At 71.2% G+C, this 22,035-nt stretch carries 19 protein-coding genes and 1 tRNA gene; 5 read left to right on the top strand and 15 right to left on the bottom strand.

Annotation, left to right across the window (positions count from 1 at the left end; all coding sequences use genetic code 11):
* Window positions 1-7: 7 nt before the first annotated feature.
* From IE94_RS0103760 to IE94_RS0103750, 3 genes are all read right to left on the bottom strand, one after another.
* Entirely contained in the window at window positions 8-1,840 is a 1,833-nt protein-coding gene (locus IE94_RS0103760) for a tetratricopeptide repeat protein (RefSeq protein WP_030145920.1), read from the bottom strand.
* A 232-nt stretch (window positions 1,841-2,072) separates the two neighbouring features.
* Window positions 2,073-2,146 (bottom strand) — tRNA-Met (locus IE94_RS0103755).
* Window positions 2,147-2,233: 87 nt separating this feature from the next.
* Window positions 2,234-5,269, bottom strand: a complete 3,036-nt coding sequence (locus IE94_RS0103750; RefSeq protein WP_030145919.1) for a UPF0182 family membrane protein — start codon at window positions 5,267-5,269, stop codon at window positions 2,234-2,236.
* Window positions 5,270-5,433: 164 nt separating this feature from the next.
* On the opposite strand from IE94_RS0103750, the gene IE94_RS0103745 reads away from it, so the two are divergent.
* Window positions 5,434-5,976 carry a PPA1309 family protein gene (locus IE94_RS0103745; RefSeq protein WP_030145918.1) on the top strand — a complete coding sequence of 181 codons (543 nt, stop codon included), beginning with the start codon at window positions 5,434-5,436 and terminating at the stop codon, window positions 5,974-5,976.
* Between the two features lie 43 nt (window positions 5,977-6,019).
* On the opposite strand, the gene IE94_RS0103740 is transcribed toward IE94_RS0103745, so the two are convergent.
* From IE94_RS0103740 to IE94_RS0103725, 4 genes are all read right to left on the bottom strand, one after another.
* Complete coding sequence (locus IE94_RS0103740) at window positions 6,020-7,114, bottom strand: YlbL family protein (RefSeq protein WP_030145917.1); 1,095 nt, start codon at window positions 7,112-7,114, stop codon at window positions 6,020-6,022.
* A 61-nt stretch (window positions 7,115-7,175) separates the two neighbouring features.
* Entirely contained in the window at window positions 7,176-7,340 is a 165-nt protein-coding gene (locus tag IE94_RS40265) for a hypothetical protein (RefSeq protein ID WP_007444545.1), read from the bottom strand.
* 140 nt (window positions 7,341-7,480) lie between these two features.
* On the bottom strand, window positions 7,481-7,939 hold the full coding sequence (locus IE94_RS0103730) for a molybdenum cofactor biosynthesis protein MoaE (RefSeq protein ID WP_030145916.1): 459 nt from the start codon (window positions 7,937-7,939) through the stop codon (window positions 7,481-7,483).
* Window positions 7,940-8,064: 125 nt separating this feature from the next.
* Entirely contained in the window at window positions 8,065-9,186 is a 1,122-nt protein-coding gene (locus tag IE94_RS0103725) for an SDR family oxidoreductase (RefSeq protein ID WP_030145915.1), read from the bottom strand.
* 192 nt (window positions 9,187-9,378) lie between these two features.
* On the opposite strand from IE94_RS0103725, the gene IE94_RS0103720 reads away from it, so the two are divergent.
* Together IE94_RS0103720 and IE94_RS0103715 are read left to right on the top strand one after the other, a co-directional pair.
* On the top strand, window positions 9,379-10,821 hold the full coding sequence (locus tag IE94_RS0103720; RefSeq protein WP_030145914.1) for a zinc-dependent metalloprotease: 1,443 nt from the start codon (window positions 9,379-9,381) through the stop codon (window positions 10,819-10,821).
* Window positions 10,818-11,333 (top strand): NUDIX hydrolase, encoded by a 516-nt coding sequence (locus IE94_RS0103715; protein ID WP_030145913.1) that lies wholly within the window; start codon window positions 10,818-10,820, stop codon window positions 11,331-11,333. Before IE94_RS0103720 ends, IE94_RS0103715 begins: the two co-directional genes overlap by 4 nt.
* Window positions 11,334-11,407: 74 nt before the next feature.
* Here the strand turns inward: IE94_RS0103715 and IE94_RS0103710 are convergent, their stop codons facing one another.
* From IE94_RS0103710 to IE94_RS0103695, 4 genes are all read right to left on the bottom strand, one after another.
* Complete coding sequence (locus IE94_RS0103710; RefSeq protein ID WP_030145912.1) at window positions 11,408-12,163, bottom strand: AIM24 family protein; 756 nt, start codon at window positions 12,161-12,163, stop codon at window positions 11,408-11,410.
* Window positions 12,164-12,180: 17 nt separating this feature from the next.
* On the bottom strand, window positions 12,181-12,861 hold the full coding sequence (locus IE94_RS0103705) for an AIM24 family protein (RefSeq protein WP_030145911.1): 681 nt from the start codon (window positions 12,859-12,861) through the stop codon (window positions 12,181-12,183).
* A 13-nt stretch (window positions 12,862-12,874) separates the two neighbouring features.
* Window positions 12,875-14,593 carry a TerD family protein gene (locus tag IE94_RS0103700; RefSeq protein WP_030145910.1) on the bottom strand — a complete coding sequence of 573 codons (1,719 nt, stop codon included), beginning with the start codon at window positions 14,591-14,593 and terminating at the stop codon, window positions 12,875-12,877.
* A gap of 138 nt (window positions 14,594-14,731) precedes the next feature.
* Window positions 14,732-15,328 carry a M48 metallopeptidase family protein gene (locus IE94_RS0103695; protein WP_030145909.1) on the bottom strand — a complete coding sequence of 199 codons (597 nt, stop codon included), beginning with the start codon at window positions 15,326-15,328 and terminating at the stop codon, window positions 14,732-14,734.
* Window positions 15,329-15,644: 316 nt separating this feature from the next.
* Between IE94_RS0103695 and IE94_RS0103690 the strand changes: the two genes are divergently transcribed.
* A complete protein-coding gene (locus IE94_RS0103690) occupies window positions 15,645-16,859 on the top strand; it encodes a TOMM precursor leader peptide-binding protein (protein ID WP_030145908.1) in 1,215 nt (404 codons plus the stop codon).
* Window positions 16,852-18,267: an ABC1 kinase family protein gene (locus IE94_RS0103685; protein WP_030145907.1), complete on the top strand. Its 1,416-nt coding sequence runs from the start codon at window positions 16,852-16,854 to the stop codon at window positions 18,265-18,267. Before IE94_RS0103690 ends, IE94_RS0103685 begins: the two co-directional genes overlap by 8 nt.
* Window positions 18,268-18,371: 104 nt before the next feature.
* Here IE94_RS0103685 and IE94_RS0103680 read toward each other — a convergent pair whose 3' ends face one another.
* The 4 genes from IE94_RS0103680 to IE94_RS0103670 form a co-directional block, all read right to left on the bottom strand.
* Window positions 18,372-18,695, bottom strand: a complete 324-nt coding sequence (locus IE94_RS0103680) for a hypothetical protein (RefSeq protein ID WP_030145906.1) — start codon at window positions 18,693-18,695, stop codon at window positions 18,372-18,374.
* The gene (locus tag IE94_RS0103675; RefSeq protein WP_030145905.1) at window positions 18,692-19,060 is read right to left on the bottom strand and encodes a WhiB family transcriptional regulator; all 369 of its coding nucleotides are present in this window, start codon (window positions 19,058-19,060) and stop codon (window positions 18,692-18,694) included. Before IE94_RS0103675 ends, IE94_RS0103680 begins: the two co-directional genes overlap by 4 nt.
* Window positions 19,061-19,235: 175 nt before the next feature.
* Window positions 19,236-19,568 (bottom strand): hypothetical protein, encoded by a 333-nt coding sequence (locus IE94_RS35195; protein WP_037921529.1) that lies wholly within the window; start codon window positions 19,566-19,568, stop codon window positions 19,236-19,238.
* A gap of 164 nt (window positions 19,569-19,732) precedes the next feature.
* The gene (locus IE94_RS0103670) at window positions 19,733-22,018 is read right to left on the bottom strand and encodes an ATP-dependent DNA helicase UvrD2 (RefSeq protein WP_063829699.1); all 2,286 of its coding nucleotides are present in this window, start codon (window positions 22,016-22,018) and stop codon (window positions 19,733-19,735) included.
* Window positions 22,019-22,035: the final 17 nt, after the last annotated feature.

The raw sequence follows: 22,035 nt of genomic DNA, 5'->3' as shown, positions 1-22,035 counted from the left end.
TCACGCCTCACGCCGACAGCTCCTGCCGCAACGCGTCCCGCAACCGAGCCGCCCGCTCCCCCACCTCCGCCGGCCCCAGCGACACCGCCAGGTCCGCCCACCGCTGCCCCTCCGCCAGCTCCCCCCGCCGCGCGAACACCAGCGCCAGCCGCAGCGCCGCCCGCCCGTGCCCGGCGTCGGCCGCCCGGCGCCACCACACGACGGCCTCCGGCTCGCTCCCCTCGCGCGCCAGCAGCAGCCCGAGGTTGAACGCGCCGTTGCGCGACCCGGCCTCGGCCGCCTCGCGGTACCACCGCGCGGCCTCCACCACGTCCCCCCGCGCCGCGGCCAGCATCCCGACCCGCACCTGGGCCCGCCGGTGCCCTTGGGAGGCCGCCCGCTCGTACCACTCCTCGCACTCGGACTTCTCCTGCGCCGGCTCACCGAGCTCGTGCGCGGGCGGGGGTGGCCGACGCGCGTCCAGTACCGTCGCCAGCCGGTAGGCGGCCTCGGCACTGCCGCCGCCCGCCGCACAGCGCAGGAAGCGTTCCGCCTCGCGCTCGTCTCCGTCGCGCAGCCGTGCCATCCCGACCTGGAGCGCGGCCTCGGTGTGCCCGGCCGCGGCGGCCCGCTCGTACCAGCGCAGCGCCGCCCGCTCCTCGCTCCGCCCGGCGTGCAGGATCCCGAGGTTGAAGGCGGCGTCGACGCTGCCCGCCTCCGCGGCCTTGGAGAACCACGGCTCGGCGCCGCTCTCGTCCCCGGCGCGCAGCAGCAGGATGGCCAGCGCGTTGGAGGCCTCCCGGTGCCCGGCGTACGCCGCCCGCCGGTACCACTGCTCGGCCTGCGTGGTGCGCCCCTGCTCGGCGCAGAGCAGCCCGAGGTTGTACGCCCCGTTGTCGTCGCCGGCGTCCATCGCGGCCCGGTACCAGCGCTCCGCGGTCTGGGTCTCGCCGCGCTCGGCGTGCAGCGCGCCCAGGGCGTTGGCGGCGTTGCCATCGCCGTCCTGGGCGGCGCGCAGCCACCACACGGCGGCGCTCTCGGTGTCCCCGGCGTCCCGCAGCAGGAAGCCGAGCGCACAGGCGGCGCGGGCCTCGCCGTCCTTGGCGGACGTGAGGTACCAGCGGCCGGCCTCCTTGAGCTCGCCGCGCCTCTCCAGGATCGTCCCGAGGTGCAGGGCGCCCCGCCGGTGACCGCGCGCGGCGGCCTGCCGGTACCACTGCTCGGCCTCGTCGGCCGCGAGTGCGGCGGCCTTGTCGTCGCCCTCGCGCCCGGCCCGTCGGTCCAGCGTCCGCGCCAGCCGGTACGCCGCTTCCCGGTGCCCGCGCTCGGCCGCGGCCCGCATCCACCGCTCGGACCCGGTGTCGTCGCCGCGGTGCTCCAGCAGGTCGGCGAGCGCGTAGGCGCCCAGTACGTGGCCCTGTTCCGCGGACTGGCACAGCCAGTACTCGGCGGCGGGCTCGTCCCCGCGTTCGCGGTAGTGCCGGCCCAGCGCGTGCGCGGCGGCGGCGGATCCGGCGACGGCTGCGATGCGCCACCACCCGGCGGCCTCGTCCGCGTATCCGCGCTGGTGCAGCAGGACGCCCAGGTTGTTGGCGGCGGCCCGGTCGCCGGCCGCGGTGGCGGCACGCAGGTGCGACTCGGCCCCGTCGAAGTCGCCGCGGCGCAGCAGCATCGCGCCGAGCACGCTCATCGCCTCGACGTCACCGCCGTCGACGGCAAGCCGCAGCCGCACTTCCTCGGCGGCCTCGTCGGCGGCTTCCTGGGCCTCGTCCGTGGCCTCCTCCTGACCCGACGGCTGACCGGACGGTTGCGCAAAACGCCCTGTCCCGAACAGATTTGCCATGTCCCCCATAACGTTCATCGTCGCACCACCCGCAACCTCGGCACACCCGGTATACCGCAGTCAGTGAGGTCACTTCAGCGTTTTGTCGACATGCCCACAGGGAGACAAGTCAAACACAGAACTGCCCAACTCCCCGAGGCGGCGCGGCCGTCGTGTTTCGCCGGGACATGCGTTCGCATATCACGAAGGCCCGGATCCCTTGTGGGAATCCGGGCCTTCGTGGTCGTTCGCAACCAGCTCACGACGTCAGTAGCGGGGACAGGATTTGAACCTGCGACCTCTGGGTTATGAGCCCAGCGAGCTACCGAGCTGCTCCACCCCGCGCCGTTGTGTTCACAACCCTAACACGGCGCGGGATGGGCTTTGACCAGCCCGAACGCCCGTTGCGAACGCCCGGCGCGGGGCCTGCGGTCAGCCGGTGTCCGCTCCCGCCCCGGCATCGCCGGCCGGTGTCGCGTCCGCACTGGCCTTGTCGCTTGCGGCCTTGTCGCTTGCGGCCTTGTCGCTTGCGCCCTTGTCGCTTGCGGCCTTGTCCCCGCTGTTCTTGTCGTCGCCGTTCTTGCCGCCGGCGCTCTGGTCGGCCTTGGCCTGTGCGTCCTCGGCCCGCTGGAGCGCCTGCTCGAGGTCCTTCTGCGCCTCGGCGTACGCGGCCAGGTCCTTCTGCTCCAGGGCCTTCTGGCCGGCGTCGAAGGCCTTCTGCGCATCGCTCAGCGCTTCCCGGACCGTCGGGTTGTCGGACGACGGCGGTGGCTGGGTGGTGTCGTCGCCCTCGTCCGCCGGTGGCTGTTCGTTCTCCGCGGCCTGGGCTCCGAAGACCTTGTTGAGGGCCGCGTCGAGCGTGTTCTCGAAGGCCGTGTTGCCCCCGTAACTCACCAGGACCTTGCGCAGCAACGGGTACTTGAGGTCGCCACCGCGCACATAGACGGGCTCGACGTACAACAGTCCGCCGTCCAGCGGCACCGTCAGCAGATTGCCGTACTCCACCTCCGAGTCGCCGCCCCTCAGCAGCCTGATGGACTCGGCGATGTCCTGTTCGGAGTTGAACTGGCTCTGCACCTGTTTGGGTCCGTCGACGGTCGTGCTCGTCGGCAGTTTCAGGATTCTGATCTTGCCGTAGTCACTGGTGCCCGCCTCGGCGTCGACCGCCATGAACGCGCTGAGGTTGTCACGCCCGTTGGGGGTGAACGTCGTCGTCAGCGAGAAGGCCTGTGCCTTCTGGTCCGGCATCTTCATGCTCAGGTAGTACGGCGGCACCGCGTCGCCCGACTTGTTGGTCGGGTCGTCCGGCACCTGCCACACCTCGCTGCCGCTGAGGAACGTGTTGGCGTCCTTCACGTGGTAGCGCGTGAGCAGCTCGCGCTGGACCTTGAACAGGTCCTGCGGATAGCGCAGGTGCGCCATCAGCTCGCCGGAGATCTCGCTCTTGTCCTGCACCGTGCCCGGGAACGCCTTCATCCAGGTCTTCAGAATCGGATCCTGGGTGTCCCACTGGTAGAGCTTCACGTCACCGCTGTACGCGTCGACGGTCGCCTTCACGGAGTTGCGGATGTAGTTGACCTGGTTCTGCTGGGCCACCACCGCGCGCGAGTTGTTGTTCGCGGTCAGCGAGTCGGCCGTGGTGTCGCCGAGCGTCGTACGGGAGGCGTACGGATAGCCGTTCGTCGTCGTGTAGGCGTCGACGATCCACTGGATACGGCCGTCCACCACCGCCGGATAGGCGTCGCCGTCGATGGTCAGCCAGGGCGCGACCGCCTCGACGCGCTCCTTGGGCGTGCGGTTGTAAAGGATCCGGGAACCCTCGCCGATCGCACCGGAGTAGAGGATCTGCGGCTCGCTGAACGCCGCCGCGTACGCCGCCCGGTTGATCGGGTTGGACAGGTCGACGCCGCCGTCGCCCTGGTAACTGAAGGTCTTCTCCCCGGTGTCGTCGGAGTAGTCGATCTCCTTCTGGGGACCGCCGACGATCGAGTAGGTGGTGGTCTTCTCGCCGTAGTAGACCCGCTGCTCGTACTTCCCGAGGTCACCCTCGGACGGCAGGTTGGACTCGGTGAAGACCGGGCGTCCCTCGGAGTCGACCTGGGTGCCCTTCGCCGCGACCACGCCGTAGCCGTGGGTGTAGCGGAAGTGGTTGTTGATCCAGTTCTTCTTCGGGATGCCCGCCAGGTTCAGCTCGCGCAGGCCGATGACCGTGTCCTGGTCCTTGCCGTCCTTGGCGTAGCGGTCGACGTCCAGGTTGGTCGGGAACGCGTAGTAGTTACGCATCTGCTGGAGCTGCTGGAACGTCGGCGAGATGATGTTCGGGTCCATGATCCGGACGGATGCCGCGGCGTCCGCGTCGTCACGGAGCTTGGTCTTGTCCTTGGTCTCGCTCTTGCCCGGGTACTCGGTGACCTGGGTGCCCTCGATGCCGTACGCGTCGCGCGTGGCCGCGAGGTTCTTCTCGACGTACGGCGCCTCCTTGGCCTGCTCGTTCGGCTGGACCTGGAACTTCTGGACCAGCGCCGGGTACAGGCCGCCGATGAGGATCGCGGAGAGCACCATCAGGCCGAAGCCGATCACGGGCAGCTGCCAGGTACGCCGCCACAGGGTGGCGAAGAACAACAGGGCGCAGATGACCGCGATGCAGAACAGGATCGTCTTGGCCGGCAGGTAGGCGTTGGCGTCGACGTACCTGAGGCCCGTCCAGTTGTCGGTCGCCTTGAAGTCGCTGGACTTCACCGCGAGGCCGTACCGGTCGAGCCAGTAGGCGACCGCCTTGAGGGCGACGAAGACGCCGATGAGCACCGACAGGTGCCCGGTGGCCGCGGCCGTGGCACGCGCGCCCGGGCTGGTGACGCGGAGCCCGCCGTACAGGTAGTGGGTGAGCGCGGCGGCGATCACGGAAATGATCACTGCTGCGAAGCCGAAGCCGAGCAGGAAGCGGTACCAGGGCAGGTCGAAGGCGTAGAAGGAGACGTCCAGCTTGAACTGGGGGTCCTTCTGCCCGAAGGGCACGCCGTTGACCCACATCAGCCAGGTCCGCCACTGACCGGAGGCCGAGGCGCCGGCGATCAGGCCGACCAGGGCGGTGATGCCGAACAGCAGCCACTTCTTGTACGGGGCGATGCCCATTCGGTACCGGTCGAGGTTCTGCTGCTCCATCGACATGGCGCTCAGCGGCGGGCGCAGGCGGTGGGCCAACCAGATGTTGAACCCGACGGCGAGCGCCATCAGCAGGCCGAAGACGAAGAAGAGACCGATCTTGGTCCACAGGGTCGTCGTGAACACCGACGAGTAGTGGACCGACCGGTACCAGAGCCAGTCCGTCCAGAATCCCGCGAACATGGTGAACGCCATGAGGAGCACGGCTAGGACACCAAGTGTCAGCAGCAGGGTTCGGACACGCCGGGACGGGCGGCCCACTCTGATCCGCGGCCCCGTCGGGGGGCCTCCGCCGCGGTCCGGCATCTGGAAAGCCAAGGTGCGCACCTCGAAGTTCGCTGTTGATCCGTCAGGCCCTCGGGTTCGCGGGCCCCCCGTGCGCCCCCGTGATCGTGGGCCCACACTTATGCAACTTACTCATCGTTTACTCGGTTCCCGATTCGGGCCATGAACGAGGCAGGATTGTGACCATGTCCAACACCCCCATGGCAGCGAGCCCCCTCACCCGGGCCGTACTCGAGATCGACGAGTACGTCTCCGGCCTCGGCTGGGACCAGCCCGCACGCCTCTTCGCACTTGTCGACACCGCACGGCTGCGGGCCGACCAGCCCTCACTCGCGGACCGGCTCGGTCTGCGGGACGAACCGGAGACCTCCGGCCTGACCCCGATCGAGCAGGACGAGATTCCAACGGGCCAGGCGCTCGACGAGTTCCTGGGCACCATCGCCTGGCCCGACGCCGTGGTCGGCTGCGCGCTCGCCGTGGAGCGCCTGATGCTGCCGCCCTCGGCCGAGGCTCAGGTGCCTTCGGGCCTCAACGAGGCGAAGCTCGCGCAGTGGGTGGCGGAGCACCCGGACCGCCAGGAGGTCCGCATGACGGTCGCGGTCCTGCGCGACGGCGCCCGCGACTCGGCCCTGCGGCTGCGGGAGAAGGACACCGCGACGGAGGTCCTGACGGGCTCCGACCTGGTGCCGGGTCTGGCCGAGGCGCTGACGGCGACCTTCGAGGAGTAGACCCCGACGGACGCCGACCGCCGGGAGGGCCGTGCGGGCGAGGTCAGCTCTGCGAGCACTTCGGCAGGTCGGCGGTCTTTCCGGAGCGGATGTCCTTCAGCGCGCCGAGGGCGTCGTCGATGGTGTCGACCTTCACCAGGGTGAGGCCGTCGGGGGTGTCCTCGGCGGCCGCCGCGCAGTTGTCCGCGGGGGTCAGGAAGTACTGGGCGCCCTTGTCGTGCGCGCCGATGGTCTTCATGCCGATGCCGCCGATCGGGCCGACCTTGCCGTTGTCGTCGATCGTCCCGGTGCCGGCGACGAACTTGCCGCCGGTGAGGTCGCCGGGGGTGAGCTTGTCGTAGAGGCCGAGGGCGAACATCAGACCGGCGCTCGGGCCGCCGACGTCGGCCAGCTTGATGTCGATGTCGAACGGGAACGTGTGGTCGGTTCCGGCGGAGATCCCGACGACGGCGCGCTTCTCGCCGGCGTCGTCGGAGGTCTCGGTGGTGACCGTGACCTTCTGTGTCTTCGTCGCCGTCCGGCCCTCCTTCTCCGCCGCGGCCTGCTCCTTGGCGGGCACGATCGTGAAGACGGTGTCCTCGCCCGGCTCGTGCTTGGTGACCAGCTCGGCGACGTCCGTGGGCTTCTTGACGGTCGTACCGTCCACGGCCTTGATCACGTCACCGGCGTGCAGCCTGCCCTGCGACGGGGAGTCCTTGACGACGGCGGAGACGACCACCCAGGACTTCACCGGGATGTCCAGCGCCTTCAGGGCGGCCACCTTCGCGCTCTCCTGGGACTGGCTGAACTCCTCCGCGTTCTCCTGGGTGGCCTCCTCCTCGGTCTTGCCGTCCGGGTAGAGGGTGTCGTGCGGCACCACGGCGTTGTCGTGGGCCAGCCAGCCGTAGACGGCCTCCACGAGGTTCATCTTGTACTCGGCGCTGGTGACCCGGACGGTGGTCATGTTCAGATGACCGCTCGCCTCGTAGGTCTTGTGGCCGGTGATCTGGAGCACCGGCTCGCCGTCGTGGTCCCCCAGGGTGTTCACCGTCGGCCCGGGTGACATCTCCGAATACGGCACGGGGATGAACACACCCGCGCACAGGAGCGCGATCAGCATCAGGGTGGAGGCGAGCATCGTCGCGGTGCGGCGTGGCATGGCACGACAGTACGGGACCCTGCTGTCGGAGCACCGTCAGGGCGGGGCCCCGGGGAGGCCGTCAGGCACCCGTGCGGGGCTTCTCCATGGCCTCACGGAACCGGGCGTACCCGTCCAGTTCGGGACCGTCGCTCCGCGCCTTGCGGGTCCGGTTGGCCCAACTGCCCCACAGGCCCGCACCGACAGCGGCCACCAGCGGAATGAGCAACCAGGCAAGCGCTGCCATGCCGACCTCCCAACCCCATGAGCGTCCGCGACTGACTGATCAGCAGATTAACCATTCGCAGTGACAACGCTCACGCCGGGGGGCGGGTTACGCAACCGGAGCCACGGGCCGGGCGCCGCTCCGCCACCGGGCCGGAGGCCCTAGGCGCCCACCCATTCCTCGGTACCGTCGGAGAACGTCTGATGCTTCCAGATGGGCACCTCGTGCTTCAGGTCGTCGATCAGCATCCGGCAGGCGTCGAAGGCCTCGCCCCGGTGCGGGCAGGACACGGCGACGACCACCGCGAGGTCCCCGACCTCCAGGTCCCCCACCCGGTGCACCGCCGCGAGCGCCCGTACGGGGTACTCGGCGACGACCTTCTCGGCGATCCGCCGCATCTCGGCCTCGGCGCTCGGGTGGCACGAGTACCCGAGCCGGTCGACGTCGGTGCCGCCGTCGTGGTTGCGCACGGTGCCCACGAACAGCGCGGTGCCGCCGGACGCGTCGTCCCCGACCGCGCGGAAGACCTCGTCCACGGACAGGGGGGTCTCGCGGATGCCGATCAGCTTGACGGGGTCCGCTGCGGCCAGCTCACCGGGGTGGTCGTTCGTGGTTGCCATACGCCCATCGTGCCCCACGCCACTGACGGTGCGGAACAGCGTGATCGTCCGGCACGCGCGCGTACGGCGTTGGAGCCTCCTCCAGGAAGCCGCCGGCAGGGGCGGCCGGCCGACCGGTGCCCCGCTCAGATGCGGCGCCGGGCCTTGCGCGCGCGGCGCACCACCGCGGCCGCGCCCAGCAGCGCCACCGTCGCGCCCGCGGCCCCCGCCGCCGTCGCGTCCTTGCGCCCCAGGCGCCGGCCGGCGACCGTGTGCCGCCCGGAGACCTCCTCCAGCAGCTCCGCCAGGACCTCCTCGTTCGTGTGCTTGGGACGCCATCCGGCGTCGTGCAGGCGGCTGCCGCTCACGACCCAGGGGTACATCGTGTACGCCAGGTCCCCCGCCGGGGAGGGCGTCAGTCCGATCCGGTGCAGCCGGGCCGCCGCGCCGAGCGCGACCGCGGAGGGCAGCTCCATCCGCCGGATGCCGCTGAGCTCCTCGACCTCCTCCTGCTCCAGCCAGCCGTCGCACCCGACGGCCAGCTCACCGTCGGCCTTCTCCAGGACGGCGTACTCCAGGGCACTGCACAGGTCGTCGACGTGGCAGAACTGCCAGGCGGGCCGCGATCCGGCCACGACCAGCAGCCGGGGCGACTCGAAGTACCTGGTCAGCGCGGTGTCCACGCCTCCGACCAGTACGGCGGGCCGCACCACGGTGACGTTCAGGCCGGGATGCGCCCGGGGCGCGCGTCGCGCGAGCCGCTCGATCTCCAGCAGGTCCCCGACGCCCGTGGCCTCGGCCGTGGCGCGCAGCTCGGCGTCCTCGGACAGCGGCAGCTCGTTGTCCGGGAGGGCGCCGTAGACCATCGCGGAGGTGCACAGCACGACACGGTGCACCCCGGCCGCCGCCGCGGCGGTCAGAACGGTCTGCGTCCCCCGGACGTTGTAAGCCGTACGGGCGGCCGCGTCGGTCTCCAGGTCGAGGTCGAGCGCCAGGTGCACCACGACGTCCGCACCACGCAGTTTCTCGGCGATGGCCGGGTCCCGTACGTCCAGGATCTGCCACTGGGCCGCCTCGCACGCCCCGCGCCGTTCGTCGATGGCCACGACCTGCCTGACCTCGGCGGACGCGGCGAGCCGCTCGGTGAGCAGGGCCCCGACCCCGGACGCGGCACCGGTGACCGCGACGACGGGTCCGCGCGCGCCGGGGCGGGCGGAGCTGGTTGACTGGTTTCGCGCTGCGCGAACCTGCGGATCTGGGGAACTCACCGGGCGTCTCCAGAGGTTGTCTTCAGTACGAGCGCGAGCGACGCGTGCGTACCAGGTGGCATCCATCCTGCCGCAGGCCGTCAGTCGGCGAAGCACCGAGGCCCGAACGGCTTCGGGTGTCTACGCTGGGTGGTGAAGTCGGGCAGCCGTGCCGCCGGAAAGAACCGGTGGCCTTACCAGCCGAGGAACCCCGTGAGTGACACCCCATTCGGATTCGGCCTTCCGCCGGAGGAGCCGGACGACGGCGACGAGGGCAAGAAGAAGGACCAGCAGAGCGGCGGTGGTCAGGGACCGGCCAACCCGTTCGGTTTCGGGATGTCCGGAGCCGGAGGCCTGGGCGGCCCCGGCGCGGACAACCCGTTCGCTGCCATGTTCGGTTCCATGAACCCCAACGACCTGGGCGCCGCGTTCCAGCAGCTCGGCCAGATGCTCTCCTACGAGGGCGGCCCGGTGAACTGGGACATGGCCAAGCAGATCGCCCGCCAGACGGTCTCCCAGGGCACGCCGGACGGCCGCAAGGACGCCAGTGTCGGTCCCGCCGAGCGCAATGCCGTCCAGGAGGCGGTGCGCCTGGCCGACCTGTGGCTCGACGACGCGACGGCCCTGCCGTCGGGCGCGGGCACCGCCGTCGCCTGGAGCCGCGCGGAGTGGGTCGAGGCCACCCTGCCCGCCTGGCGCGAGCTGGTCGACCCGGTCGCCGAGCGCGTCGGCAACGCCATGGGTGACGTCCTGCCGGAGGAGATGCAGGCCATGGCCGGCCCGCTGATCGGCATGATGCGCTCCATGGGCGGCGCGATGTTCGGCACGCAGATCGGACAGGCCGTCGGCGTGCTCGCCGGCGAGGTCGTCGGCTCGACCGACGTGGGCCTGCCGCTCGGCCCGGCCGGCAAGGCCGCGCTGCTGCCGGTGAACATCGAGTCGTTCGGCAAGGACCTCGGTGTGCCGCAGGACGAGGTGCGGCTGTACCTGGCCCTGCGCGAGGCCGCCCACCAGCGCCTCTTCGCGCATGTGCCGTGGCTGCGCTCGCACCTGTTCGGCGCCGTCGAGGGCTACGCCCGTGGCATCAAGGTCGACACGGCCAAGCTGGAGGACGTGGTCGGCCAGTTCGACCCGCAGAACCCCGAGCAGCTGCAGGAGGCTCTCCAGCAGGGCATGTTCCAGCCGGAGGACACTCCGGAGCAGAAGGCGGCCCTGGCCCGTCTGGAGACGGCCCTGGCGCTCGTGGAGGGCTGGGTGGACGCGGTGGTGCACACCGCCGCCAAGCCGCGTCTGTCCTCCGCCGACGCGCTGCGCGAGACGCTGCGCCGCCGTCGCGCCTCGGGCGGTCCCGCGGAGCAGACGTTCGCGACTCTGATCGGTCTGGAGCTGCGCCCGCGCCGGCTGCGCGACGCCTCCCGCCTGTGGGCGTCGCTGACGGACGCGCACGGTGTCGACGGCCGGGACGGCCTGTGGGCCCACCCGGACATGCTGCCGACCGCGACCGACCTGGACGACCCGGACGGCTTCGTGCACCGCGAGCAGCTCGACTTCTCCGAGCTGGACAAGATGCTCGGCGAGGCGGCGGGCAAGCCCGACCTGAAGAAGAAGGACCCGGGCGAGAGCGGGGACGAGACCAAGGGCGAAGGCGGCGAGTGAGCCTCCACGACGACGCGGTCCTGGTCCTGAAGGCGTACGAGGGCCAGCACGGGCTGCGACAGGTCTACCTGGACCATCTCGCCACCCACCCGGACGGGATGTGGAAGGCGTGCGCGGACGGGCACGTCACGGCGAGCGCCCTGGTGATCGATCCCTCGCGCGAGCGGGTCCTGCTCACCCTGCACAGGAAGATGCGTATGTGGCTGCAGATGGGCGGTCACTGCGAGCCGGTCGACGAGACGCTGGCCCGGGCGGCCCTGCGCGAGGGCACGGAGGAGTCGGGCATCGCGGGACTGACCCTGCTGTCCGGTGGCCCCGTGCGGCTGGACCGCCACCACACGCCCTGTGCCTGGCACCTGGACGTCCAGTACGCGGCCCTGGCTCCCGAGGGGGCCGTGGAGGTGATCAGCGACGAGTCCCTCGACCTGCGCTGGTTCCCGTACGCCGAGGTCGCGGACGTGGCTGACGAGTCGGTCGTGCGCCTGCTGGAGGCGACCCGCGCCCGCCTGTGACCGGTAAGGGGTGACCGCCCTGGCGATCGCCCCTTACGCGATCGCCCCTTACCGGACTGTGGCCGCGGGTGCGCTCAGCTCCAGACGTTGCCCTGGTTCTGACCGCGGGCCCCGTGCTGCCCCATGCCGAACTGGGCGGCGACCCCCTGTCCGACCTGGGCGTTCTGCGGCGGCAGCAGCTCGCTGGGCTGGACGAGGGCGAAGCCGCTGCCCATGAAGCTCAGCTCCCAGCCCTCCCCGGTGCTGCCCCGGCGCCGCCACACCCCGGAGGAGTGCGTCTGGGCCTGCATCTGCACGCGCAGGCCGGTGGACCAGGCGACGATCGCGTCGGCGTCGCAGTTGACGTACTTGTCGGGCGTCACCTGCAGGAGCAGGGGGGAGCCCGAGGTGATCAGGGCGACCTTGCCCCGGCCGGTGATGTTGAGCTGGTACTTCCCCGAGCCGGAGATGCCGTAGAGGCTGTCGACCGCGATGACCTCGTGGTGCAGGTTCGAGTCCATCGCGAGCACGTAGCTGCTGTCGACGGTGAGACCGTCCTGGTCGACGTCCACGACGTGGACGCACTGGGCGAGGTTGGAGAAGTAGACCGTGCCCTGCCCGTGGCAGCGCATCAGGTCCAGTCCCTCACCGGTGTGCGCACGCGCGCGTGACTGGTTGTTGCTCTGGTACTCGGCGTCGAACTCGACGAGCCCCTGGTAGGCGACCATCGTGCCCTTGCGGGCGAGCACGTCGTCGTGGCCGGTCAGCGCGACGCGGAGCATGTGCTTGTTCTGCAGGCTCCAGGCTTCCTGGGACTGCTGGTCGTTGTAGGCGAAAATCGGGCTCTGCATGATGTTCTGGCTCCCCCTCAGCCCCGGACCCGGAGTCGGTCGGTGCTGTCCTCGCTGGGCTGGACGACGACGATGCCCTGACCGGAGAAGGCCATCTGGAAGGCCTCGCCGCTGCCGCGGCCGATCAGCGACTGCGCCTTGAAGCTGCGCTTGCCCTTCACCTTGAGGTTCGGGGACCAGGCGACGAGCGCGTCGGGGTCGACATAGGTCTCGTCCTCGCCGCCGCCGCAGTCGACCACGATCGGCTTGCCCCGGGAGGTGAGCGCGACCCAGCCCTGCCCGGAGATCTTGGTGTTCCACAGCCCCTGTCCGGCGAACTTCGCCAGGCCCTTGACCCGCTCCACGCCCCACGTCAGGTGGGCGTCGAAGGCGAGCAGGTTGGTGGCGTTGACGGAGATCCCGTCGCCGTTGAGGTTGATGACGACGACGTTGGCGCCGTAGTCGGCGAGATAGAGCAGTCCGTCGCCGGAGCACTTCATCAGGGGCGCGCCCTCGCCGGTCATCCAGTCCTTGGCGATCTGGCGGACGGCCGGCGGGTTGGGCTCGTACTGGACGAAGCCCTCGTAGGCGACCATCGAGCCCACGCGCGCGAGGAGGTCGTTTCCGGTCTGCATGGCGACCTTCAGCATGTGGTTGCCGTGGTTCTCCATGCGGGCGGCGACGGGTGCGGGAGCGTAGCCCGCGAGCGGCTGGTTCATGTCGGGCTCTCCCTCAGATCTCGTACGGCTGGACGACGACGAAGCTGCCGGGCGCGGCCCGGAACTGCAGGTTGACGCTCTCGCCCGTGTCGCCCGCGTAGGAGTTGCGGCGCATCCGCACCTGGCTGGAGACGACCACCTGGGCGGCGGCGGACCAGGCGACGACGGCGTTGCAGTCGGCGAAGGTCGTGGGCGTGACCGGCAGCACCACGGGCACACCGCGCGTCTTGACGACGATCGTGCCGGTGCCCTGGAACTGCATCGTGAACAGCGCGCCGCCCGGGATGCCGTGCCCTTCGATGCGGCGGACCTCGTACTGAAGGCTCTCGTCGAAGGCCAGGACGTTCTCCGCGGAGACGCACACGGCGTCGCCCTGGAGCTCGATGGGGTGCAGCATCGCGGAGTTGTCGGCGAGGAAGACCTGTCCCTTGCCGGTGCAGCGCATCAGCTGCATCTCCTGACCGGTCGCGTTGCCCACGACCCGGCCGGCGAATCCGGCGCCCTTGTAGCTGAAGTCGACCTTGCCCTGGTAGAGCACCATGCTGCCCTGCCGGGCGAGCACGGGCTGACCCTCCGCTCCGAGGTCGACGCGGACCAGCTTCTTGTTCTGCTGCGTCCAGCGCTGCCCGGGCGCGGTCTCCCGGAACTGCTGGAGCGCCGCGGTCACACCGGCGCCCTGCGGTGCTCCCTGGGGCGTGCCCTGGGGAGGCAGCTGGCCGTAGCCGGGCGGGGGTGCGGGCTGGCCGTGGCCCACGGGCGGGCCGGGCTGGCCGTAGCCGGGAGGGGCGGTCGGCTGGCCGTATCCCGGCGGCGGGGCCGGTGCCTGGGGGGCCTGCGGCTGGCCGTAGCCGGGGGGCGGCGGCGCGCTCTGGCCGGGGACCTGACCGTACGGCGGCTGATGACCGGGCCGACCGTACGGCGCGGGCGCCGGGGCGGGGGGCGGCACCGGGGCACCGCCGGACGGCGTGCTCATGGGCGCGACGATGGTCTGCGCGGCGTGCACGTCGGGCCCGGGCGCCGGAGCGGGAGCCGACGGCGGGGCCACGGGCGGCGGGGCGAAGCCCTGCGGGGCGGACTGGGCGGGGGCCGGAGCCGGTGCGGGCGCGGCGGGCGCGCCGAAGGCGGGCGGTGCCGAGGCCTGGGCGGGCGGGGCGAAGCCCGGTGCGCCACCGGCCTGCGGCTGCTGGGGGGCGGGTGCCTCGTCCTCGGCCACCTCGCCGCCGAAGTTCCTGAGCAGCGCGTCGAGACCGCCGTCGAAGCCCTGACCGACGGCGGCGAACCGCCACACGTCCTTCAAGTAGAAGTCGCCCAGCATCACGGCACGCTCGGTGGAGAACTCGGCGCCGCTGAAGGGGTACCGGGCCACCTCCTCGCCGCCCGCGACGATCCGGATGTACCCGGATCCCACCTGCGACATCTGCCCCGCGCCGTCGATCGTCGCGGTGAAGGACAGCTTCTGGATCTGCTGCGGGATCCTGTCCAGGGTGACCCGGAAGGATTCCGTGTCACCCGCCTGCGCACCCAGGAGCTGGACGGACTCCTCCGGGGTCTTCGGCTGGTTGAAGAAGACGAAGTACCGGTCGTCCGACAACCGCTCGTCCGCGTCGAGACCGAAGCAGCTGATGTCGAAGCTCAGCCCGGGGCCGGAGATCTGCACGCCTACGTACAGATCCGTGCCCGCCGTGAGGTCACTGATCCTGGCCTTGTGGCCGCGTTGAAATTCCCTGGCCATGCGTTACGACCGTCCCCCATCCGAATGTGAGTGCGTCGCGACAGGCTAACGGCAAACACCGACACCGAAGGAAGTCGGTACAGACCCGGTACGAAACCCGCGCGGGGCCGTGGCAGGCACCCGCCCGGGTCGCGCGTGCTACTCGTTGCGGGCGCCGGGTACGTGCGGCAGCCGGTCCGCGGCGACCACACCCTCCAGGTAGCCCCTGGCGCGCTCGGTCCGCGGGTAGGCCTCCAGGAGTCGCCAGAACCGGGGCCCGTGCCCGGGGACCAGCAGATGCGCCAGTTCGTGCAGCAGGACGTAGTCGACGACGTACTCGGGCATCCCCTGGAGGCGGTGCGACAGTCGGATGCTTCCCTCGGACGGGGTACAGGAGCCCCAGCGGGTGTTCTGGTTGGTGACCCAGCGGACCGAGGCGGGGCGGGCCCGGCCCTGGAAGTACTGCCCCGACAGGCGCTCCGCGCGCGCGGTCAGCTCGGCGTCGCCGAGGACGCGTTTGCTCTCCTGGGCGGCCAGTTTGTCCAGCATGACGCTCACCCAGCGTTGCTCCTCCGCCTCGGACATCCGGGCGGGGATCAGCACGACGGTGCGGTCGCCCTCGCGGTACGCGGACACCGTCCGGCGGCGCCGGGTGCTCCTGCGCACTTCGATCGCGCTCGTCCCCGAGCCGTTCGGCGGCGGATTCGTCGGTGTGCGCGGGGGTGCTCCGGCACGGTGCAGTGGGTCGGCGGACACGCCACGACGTTACCCGCTGCACAGGGGGAAGTCCCGGCTCCGGGACGCATCGGTGGCTATGCACCACTCGTCCTGGGAAACGGGCGGCTGATTCGTACGACGAGTACGACGAATACCCACTGCCTGTGGACAACTTTCGACGCCTCCGAGCGCGTCCGGGCATGCTGGCACTCGCGGACGGATCCGCGACCGGACACCGACGACGCATGTGGCCGCAGGAAAGCGCGTGAAGACCCATGAAGGCGCGTGAAGGCACATGAGGGCTCGGAAACGGCAGGACAGGGCAGGACACCGCTGGACGAACGGGGGATCTGGCATGCATCCGATGGTGAAGCCCGCGCTCAGGCGCGGCTGGCGCGATCTGAACACCGTGCAGTTCGGGATGACACCGGCGCACGCACTGACGCTGGCACCGGTCGACACGGCGACGGGCAGCTTCCTCGAACTGCTCAACGGCACCCGCGGCCCGGCTCTCCTGCGTGAGGCGGGGCGGCGCATGGACCTGCCGGACGGGCACGTCGACCGCGTCGTGGAGCGACTGGCGCGGGCCGGGCTCCTCGACGACTCCCGGGGCGGCGGGCCGGCCGCCGACGCCCTGCGGGAGAAGAAGGAGGTCCTCGACCGGCTCCGTCCCGACCTGGCCTCACTGTCCCTGACCACGTCGGAACCGGGCGACGCGATCAGACATCTGGCCGCCCGCCGGGCCCTGCGGGTGGGTGTGAGAGGTGCGGGACGGGTGGGCGCGGTGCTGGCGGGGCTGTTGTCGGGCGCGGGCGTCGGGGAGATCGACGTGCGCGACGGCGGACGCGTCCAGCCGTGGGACGTCGCTCCGGGCGGCCTGCCCGCCGAGTCCGTCGGCGACCGCCGGGACGAGACGGCCCGCCGGGCGGTGCGGCGGGCAGCCCCCGACCGCCCGCCGCGCAGGGGCCCGGCGACGCCTCCCGAGGAGGACACCCCGGGCCTGTCCCTGGTGGTCGTCGCCCCGCGCGACGACGTCGCGGTGCACACACCCGACCCGGCCGCCGCGGAAGCGCTGATGGCCTCCGGCACGCCCCACCTGTACGCCGGTGTCGTGGAGGGAACCGGCGTCGTCGGCCCCCTCGTCCTGCCCGGCGAGACGGGGTGCGCCGGGTGTCTGCACGCCGACCGCACCGACCGGGACCCGGCCTGGCCGCGTCTCGTGGCGCAGTGGCGCTCCGGCCGGCAGCGCCGGGTGCCGCCCTGCGACCTCACCCTCGCGACGACGGTCGCCGGGTTCGCGGCCGCTCACGCGCTCGCCTTCCTGGACGGTCGGACGCCGTCGAGCACCGCCGGGCGCTGGGAGGTCGCGCTGCCCGGTCTGCGATGGCGGTTGCGGCCGGTCGTGCCCCACCCCGAGTGCCCCTGCGGAGCGGCCGGGAAAGGTAAGCAGGAACACATCCCCGAGGACGGGGTGCGGCGCGCGACAATGGCTGGGCAAGGGCCGTCGACGGAAGTACGCCACGAGGCGGAACCGACACGGCCGGCTGGGACTTGGAGGGCGCATGTCTGATCTTCCGCGCAAGGCGGTCACCCGGACCGCCAAGCTCGCCGCGCTTCCGCTCGGCTTCGCCGGGCGGGCCACCTGGGGGCTGGGCAAGAGGATCGTGGGCGAGTCCGCGGAGATCGTCGGCCAGCAGCTGCAGCAGCGCACCGCGGATCAGCTGTTCAAGGTGCTGGGCGAGCTCAAGGGCGGGGCGATGAAGTTCGGGCAGGCGCTGTCCGTCTTCGAGTCGGCGCTGCCCGAGGAGGTCGCCGGCCCCTACCGGGCGGCGCTGACCAAGCTGCAGGAGGCGGCACCGCCGATGCCGACGCGCACCGTGCACTCCGTGCTCGCGGAGCGCCTCGGTGAGGACTGGCAGGACCTGTTCCTGGAGTTCGAGGACAAGCCCGCCGCGGCCGCCTCGATCGGCCAGGTGCACCGGGGGGTGTGGCACGACGGCCGCGAGGTGGCGGTCAAGGTGCAGTACCCGGGCGCCGGCGAGGCCCTGCTGTCCGACCTGAACCAGCTCAGCCGCTTCGCCCGCCTGCTCGGCCCGCTGGTCCCCGGCATGGACATCAAGCCGCTGATCACGGATCTGAAGGACCGGGTCTCGGAGGAGCTGGACTACGACCTGGAGGCGCAGGCCCAGCGGACGCATGCCGAGGTGTTCGAGGACGACCCGGACATCGTGGTGCCGGACGTCGTCCACCAGCGCGAGCAGGTGCTGATCACCGAGTGGATCGACGGCATCCCGATGTCGGAGATCATCTCGAACGGCACGCAGGAGCAGCGCGACCGGGCCGGCCAGTTGCTCGCACACTTCCTGTTCTCCGGCCCGGCGCGCACCGGGCTCCTGCACGCCGACCCGCACCCCGGCAACTTCCGTCTGCTGCCCGGCGGGCCCGAGGGCGAGGACGACTGGCGGCTGGGCGTCCTGGACTTCGGCACGGTCGACCGCCTCCCCGGCGGACTGCCCGAGCCCATCGGCGAGGCCCTGCGCATGACGCTGGACGGCGAGGCGGAGGCCGTCTACGAGATGCTCTGCGCGGAGGGCTTCGTCAAGGAGTCGATAGAGCTGGACCCCGACGCCGTTCTCGACTACCTCCTGCCGATCATCGAGCCGGCCAGGGTCGACGCGTTCACCTTCACCCGCGGCTGGATGCGGAGCCAGGCCGCCCGCATCGGTGATCCGCGCTCCCCCGCGTACCAGCTGGCCAAGCAGCTCAACCTGCCGCCGGCGTACCTCCTGATCCACCGCGTGACCCTGAGCACCATCGGTGTGCTGTGCCAGCTGGGGGCCACCGTTCGGCTGCGCGACGAGCTGGAGGAGTGGCTGGTCGGCTTCCTCGCCGAGGACGGAGCCGACGAAGCGGACGAGGACGTCACCGAGGAGGACGCGGACGTGTACGAGGTGGAGGAGACGGCCGCGGAGGCCTGATCCACCGGGTCCGAACACGCCGCGGGGGCCGGTCCGTTCGGACGGACCGGCCCCCGCGGGCGGAGCTTCGTCTCCCGCCGGGAGACCACCGCTTCAAGTGTCGGTTACTGCATGACCGCCATGGCCAGCGCACGCCGGGCGCGCATCGAGGCGCGCTCCGCGCGGCGCTGCATCCGGCGAGCGGTCGCCAGGCGCAGCGCCCGGCGTTCCTGCTCGGCCTCAAGCAGGCGGTCGTGCATATGCGCACGTGCCAGGGCTTCTGGGATGAGTTGCATTTCGCGGGTCCTGTTCTGGCGCGAGTCCTTCGCGCCGCTGGTGGTGAAGTCTTCAGGCGTGGTGCCTGCGATGTCGTGGGTGGACGGCTTCATCGGGGCCTGCTTCTGGGGGTCGTACGTGAGGGGACGGTCGATCGTTCCTGCGGTGTTCATGCCGAAACCGGGTTCTTGCGCGGGCGACCACGGGGCCGCTTCCGGGCGACGACGACACCCTGGACGAACAGCTCGCCACCCCAGACACCCCAGGGCTCACGCCGCTCCTTGGCACCGGCGAGGCAGGCCTCGATCAGCGGGCAGGTGCGGCAGAGGGACTTGGCGTACTCCACGTCCGCCGGCGACTCGGCGAAGAAGACCTCCGGGTCGTAGGAGCGGCAGGGGACGGGCACGCCGAGGTTCTCGATGGCGTCGTCGAGCGCGGTGAGCGCGGTGAGCGGGGTCAAGGCGGGTTCCTCCGTGGAACAGGGCTTGGGGATCGTGTCGGAAGGCGGTACGGACGGGGCGTGCGCTTCGAGTTGCACGGGTGGTCTTCCTCGTCTGTTCGTTCCGGCCGGTTGACCGGGTGGCGGCTTGGTACCGGGTTCTTTTCTTGTCCCGAGGCTCCTTCGTGCTGTCGCCCCCGTTCGGGGACAAACAGAAGGGCCGCGGATCCCGGGTGGGGTTCCGCGGCCCTGAAGGCGCCGGCCTGATCAACGATCAGGCTGGATCACTCCAGGGTTCTGGCCCACGGAAGGCCCACATCAGGTGGTGCTGCGTCGTCTGCTTCCGGAATCCGGCACCGGTCGCGGTAAAGGCATAGGCCTGTGCCTGTGCCGTTACTGCTGCTTCCAGTGCCTTGGTCGGTCGCTCATTGCGCTCGCGGACGGGAAGGCCCGCGGGGGCGACAGCGGCGGCGGCCGGACGGACGGCACGAAGGCCGGACAGACCGGTGCCCGAGTGAGAAGCGCCGAGCATGCACAGGGAGACGGCCGAGCGATCGGTCATTTTGGCGGTGAAGCTGACGACGAAGCTGCTCTTGATGCTGATCACTGGACTCGCCTCCTCTCGGCGTCTCGGGGGACTGGGACGAACCAGTCCGCGGATATGCAAGTACAACACGGATTCAGGGCCTCCGGGAAGGCCGCTGTTCCCGTGACCAAGAACCTATGGGGATTCCCGGGGCATGCGCAAACTATTTTTTCGACGAGTTTGTATCAGTCGTCCTCGTCAACTCCCACGCCTTCCTGGCCTGCACAGATGGCCAGGACTTCGGCCCCGTAGCGGTTGAGCTTGCGCGCCCCGACCCCGGGGATCCGGGCCAGCTGCCGCTCGTCCTCCGGGACGGACTCGGCGATCGCCATCAGCGTCTTGTCGGTGAACACGCAGAACGCGGGCTGTCCACTGCGTCCCGCCTGCAACGCCCGCCACTCGCGCAGCCGCTCGTAGACCCCCTCGTCCATGTCGGACGGGCAGCCCTCGCAGCGCATCAGCTTCATCTCACCGGCGTCGGTGAGGGTGCGTCCGCAGACCCGGCAGCGCGCCGGCGTCCGCTGGGTCCGTCTGGGCGCGGCGACCTGGGCACCGCCGCCGCGGAACCCACGCTCCACTCCTCCGCCGCCCCCGACGGCCGCTCGCCCGCCCGCCGTGCCCGAACCGGGACGCAGACCCTTCAGGAAGCGGCTGGCCCTGCGGCTCGGCCGGCCACCGGGCGACCGGGCCAGCGCCCAGGACAGGTGCAGGCGTTCCCGCGCGCGGGTGACACCGACGTAGAGGAGGCGGCGCTCCTCCTCGATCTGCTCGTCGGTCTTTGCGTAGGTGATCGGCATCATGCCCTCGGCGACGCCGACCAGGAACACCACGTCCCACTCCAGGCCCTTGGCCGAATGCAGGGAGGCGAGGGTGACGCCCTGCACCGTCGGGGCGTGCTGGGCACCCGCCCGCTCGTCGAGCTCCACGACGAGATCACTCAGCGTGGCGCCCGCCCGGGCGGCGGAGAAGTCCTGAGCCAGGTTGACCAGGGCGGCCAGCGACTCCCAGCGCTCCCGCACGGCACCGGACCCGGCCGGGGGCTCGGTCGTCCAGCCCTCCCCGGACAGCACCGCCCGCACCTGCGAGGGCAGGTCGACGACGTCGTCGAGGAGCGAGTCGTTGCCCCCGAAGCGGGCCGCGGCCCGCAGGGCGCTACCGGCCTTGCGCACCTCCGGCCGGTCGAAGAAGCGCTCCGCGCCCCGCAGCTGGTACGGCACCCCGGCGTCGGCGAGCGCCTGCTCGTAGGTCTCGGACTGGGAGTTGGTACGGAACAGGACGGCGATCTCGGCGGCCGGAACACCGGAGTCGATGAGCTCGCGGATGCGGCGCGCCGCTCCCTCGGCCTCGGCCGGCTCGTCGGCGTATTCGGTGTAGACGGGCTCGGGGCCGGCGGGGCGCTGGGAGACCAGCTCCAGCCGGTGGTCGGCGGCCCGGCCGCGGGCCTGGGCGAGCAGGCCGTTGGCGAGGTGGACGACCTGGGGGGTGGACCGGTAGTCGCGGACGAGCTTGACCACGGTGGCGCCGGGGTGGCGGCCACGGAAGTCGAGCAGGTGGTCGGGGGTTGCTCCCGTGAACGAATAAATCGTCTGGCTGGCGTCCCCGACCACGCACAGGTCGTCGCGGTCCCCGAGCCACAGCTCCAGCAGCCGCTGCTGGAGGGGGCTGACGTCCTGGTACTCGTCGACCACGAAGTGCTGGTACTGGGCGCGGACCTGCTCGGCGACGTCGTGCCGGTCCTGGAGGACCGCCACCGTCAGCAGCAGCACGTCCTCGAAGTCGATGACGGACCGGGCGCGCTTGAGGTCCTCGTAGGCGGCGTACAGCTGCGCGATCTCGGCGGGGTCGCGAGGCGTCTCGCGGCCGGCCTTGGCCGCCGCCAGGGGGTAGTCGGCGGGGACGGTCTGGGTCACCTTGGACCACTCGATCTCCGCGGTGGCGTCGCGCAGCTCGCCCCGGTCGAGGCGGATGCGGCAGGCGGCGGCAGCGTCGGCGACGAGCTGGATCTTGCGGTCGACGAGCCGGGGCAGGGAGCCACCGATCGCTTTCGGCCAGAAGTACTGGAGCTGGCGCAGCGCCGCCGAGTGGAAGGTGCGGGCCTGTACACCGGCGGCGCCGAGCTGGCGGAGCCGACCGCGCATCTCACCGGCCGCGCGGTTGGTGAAGGTGACGGCGAGCACGGTGGAGGGCTGCAGGATCCCAGCGCGCACCCCGTAGGCGATGCGATGGGTGATCGCCCGGGTCTTGCCCGTACCGGCTCCCGCCAGCACACACACCGGGCCGCGCAGGGCGGTCGCCACCTCGCGCTGCTCGGGGTCGAGCCCTTCGAGCACCGCGTCGGCCGAGTCCGGTACCTGCGGGAAGAGGGTGGAGTGCGTTGCTGCTGTCACACCGCCATGCTGCCAGGTCTCGCGAGACGGATGAGTCGGTTGTCCACAGGCACGCCCCGATTGTCGTACTGATGCGACAGGCATCACGCGAAGGCAGTGCG

It is taken from the genome of Streptomyces violaceorubidus (genome assembly GCF_000717995.1).
GTDB lineage: Bacteria > Actinomycetota > Actinomycetes > Streptomycetales > Streptomycetaceae > Streptomyces > Streptomyces violaceorubidus.
This window is presented reverse-complemented; position numbering and strand designations above follow the sequence as displayed.

Excerpts from the sequence above, each read along its gene's own strand:
- IE94_RS0103760 (WP_030145920.1), bottom strand. The coding sequence starts at position 1,840 with ATGAACGTTATGGGGGACATGGCAAATCTGTTCGGGACAGGGCGTTTT.
- IE94_RS0103750 (WP_030145919.1), bottom strand. The coding sequence starts at position 5,269 with ATGCCGGACCGCGGCGGAGGCCCCCCGACGGGGCCGCGGATCAGAGTG.
- IE94_RS0103745 (WP_030145918.1), top strand. The coding sequence starts at position 5,434 with ATGTCCAACACCCCCATGGCAGCGAGCCCCCTCACCCGGGCCGTACTC.
- IE94_RS0103740 (WP_030145917.1), bottom strand. The coding sequence starts at position 7,114 with ATGCCACGCCGCACCGCGACGATGCTCGCCTCCACCCTGATGCTGATC.
- IE94_RS40265 (WP_007444545.1), bottom strand. The coding sequence starts at position 7,340 with ATGGCAGCGCTTGCCTGGTTGCTCATTCCGCTGGTGGCCGCTGTCGGT.
- IE94_RS0103730 (WP_030145916.1), bottom strand. The coding sequence starts at position 7,939 with ATGGCAACCACGAACGACCACCCCGGTGAGCTGGCCGCAGCGGACCCC.
- IE94_RS0103710 (WP_030145912.1), bottom strand. The coding sequence starts at position 12,163 with ATGCAGAGCCCGATTTTCGCCTACAACGACCAGCAGTCCCAGGAAGCC.
- IE94_RS0103705 (WP_030145911.1), bottom strand. The coding sequence starts at position 12,861 with ATGAACCAGCCGCTCGCGGGCTACGCTCCCGCACCCGTCGCCGCCCGC.
- IE94_RS0103700 (WP_030145910.1), bottom strand. The coding sequence starts at position 14,593 with ATGGCCAGGGAATTTCAACGCGGCCACAAGGCCAGGATCAGTGACCTC.
- IE94_RS0103690 (WP_030145908.1), top strand. The coding sequence starts at position 15,645 with ATGCATCCGATGGTGAAGCCCGCGCTCAGGCGCGGCTGGCGCGATCTG.
- IE94_RS0103685 (WP_030145907.1), top strand. The coding sequence starts at position 16,852 with ATGTCTGATCTTCCGCGCAAGGCGGTCACCCGGACCGCCAAGCTCGCC.
- IE94_RS0103680 (WP_030145906.1), bottom strand. The coding sequence starts at position 18,695 with ATGAACACCGCAGGAACGATCGACCGTCCCCTCACGTACGACCCCCAG.
- IE94_RS0103670 (WP_063829699.1), bottom strand. The coding sequence starts at position 22,018 with ATGCCTGTCGCATCAGTACGACAATCGGGGCGTGCCTGTGGACAACCG.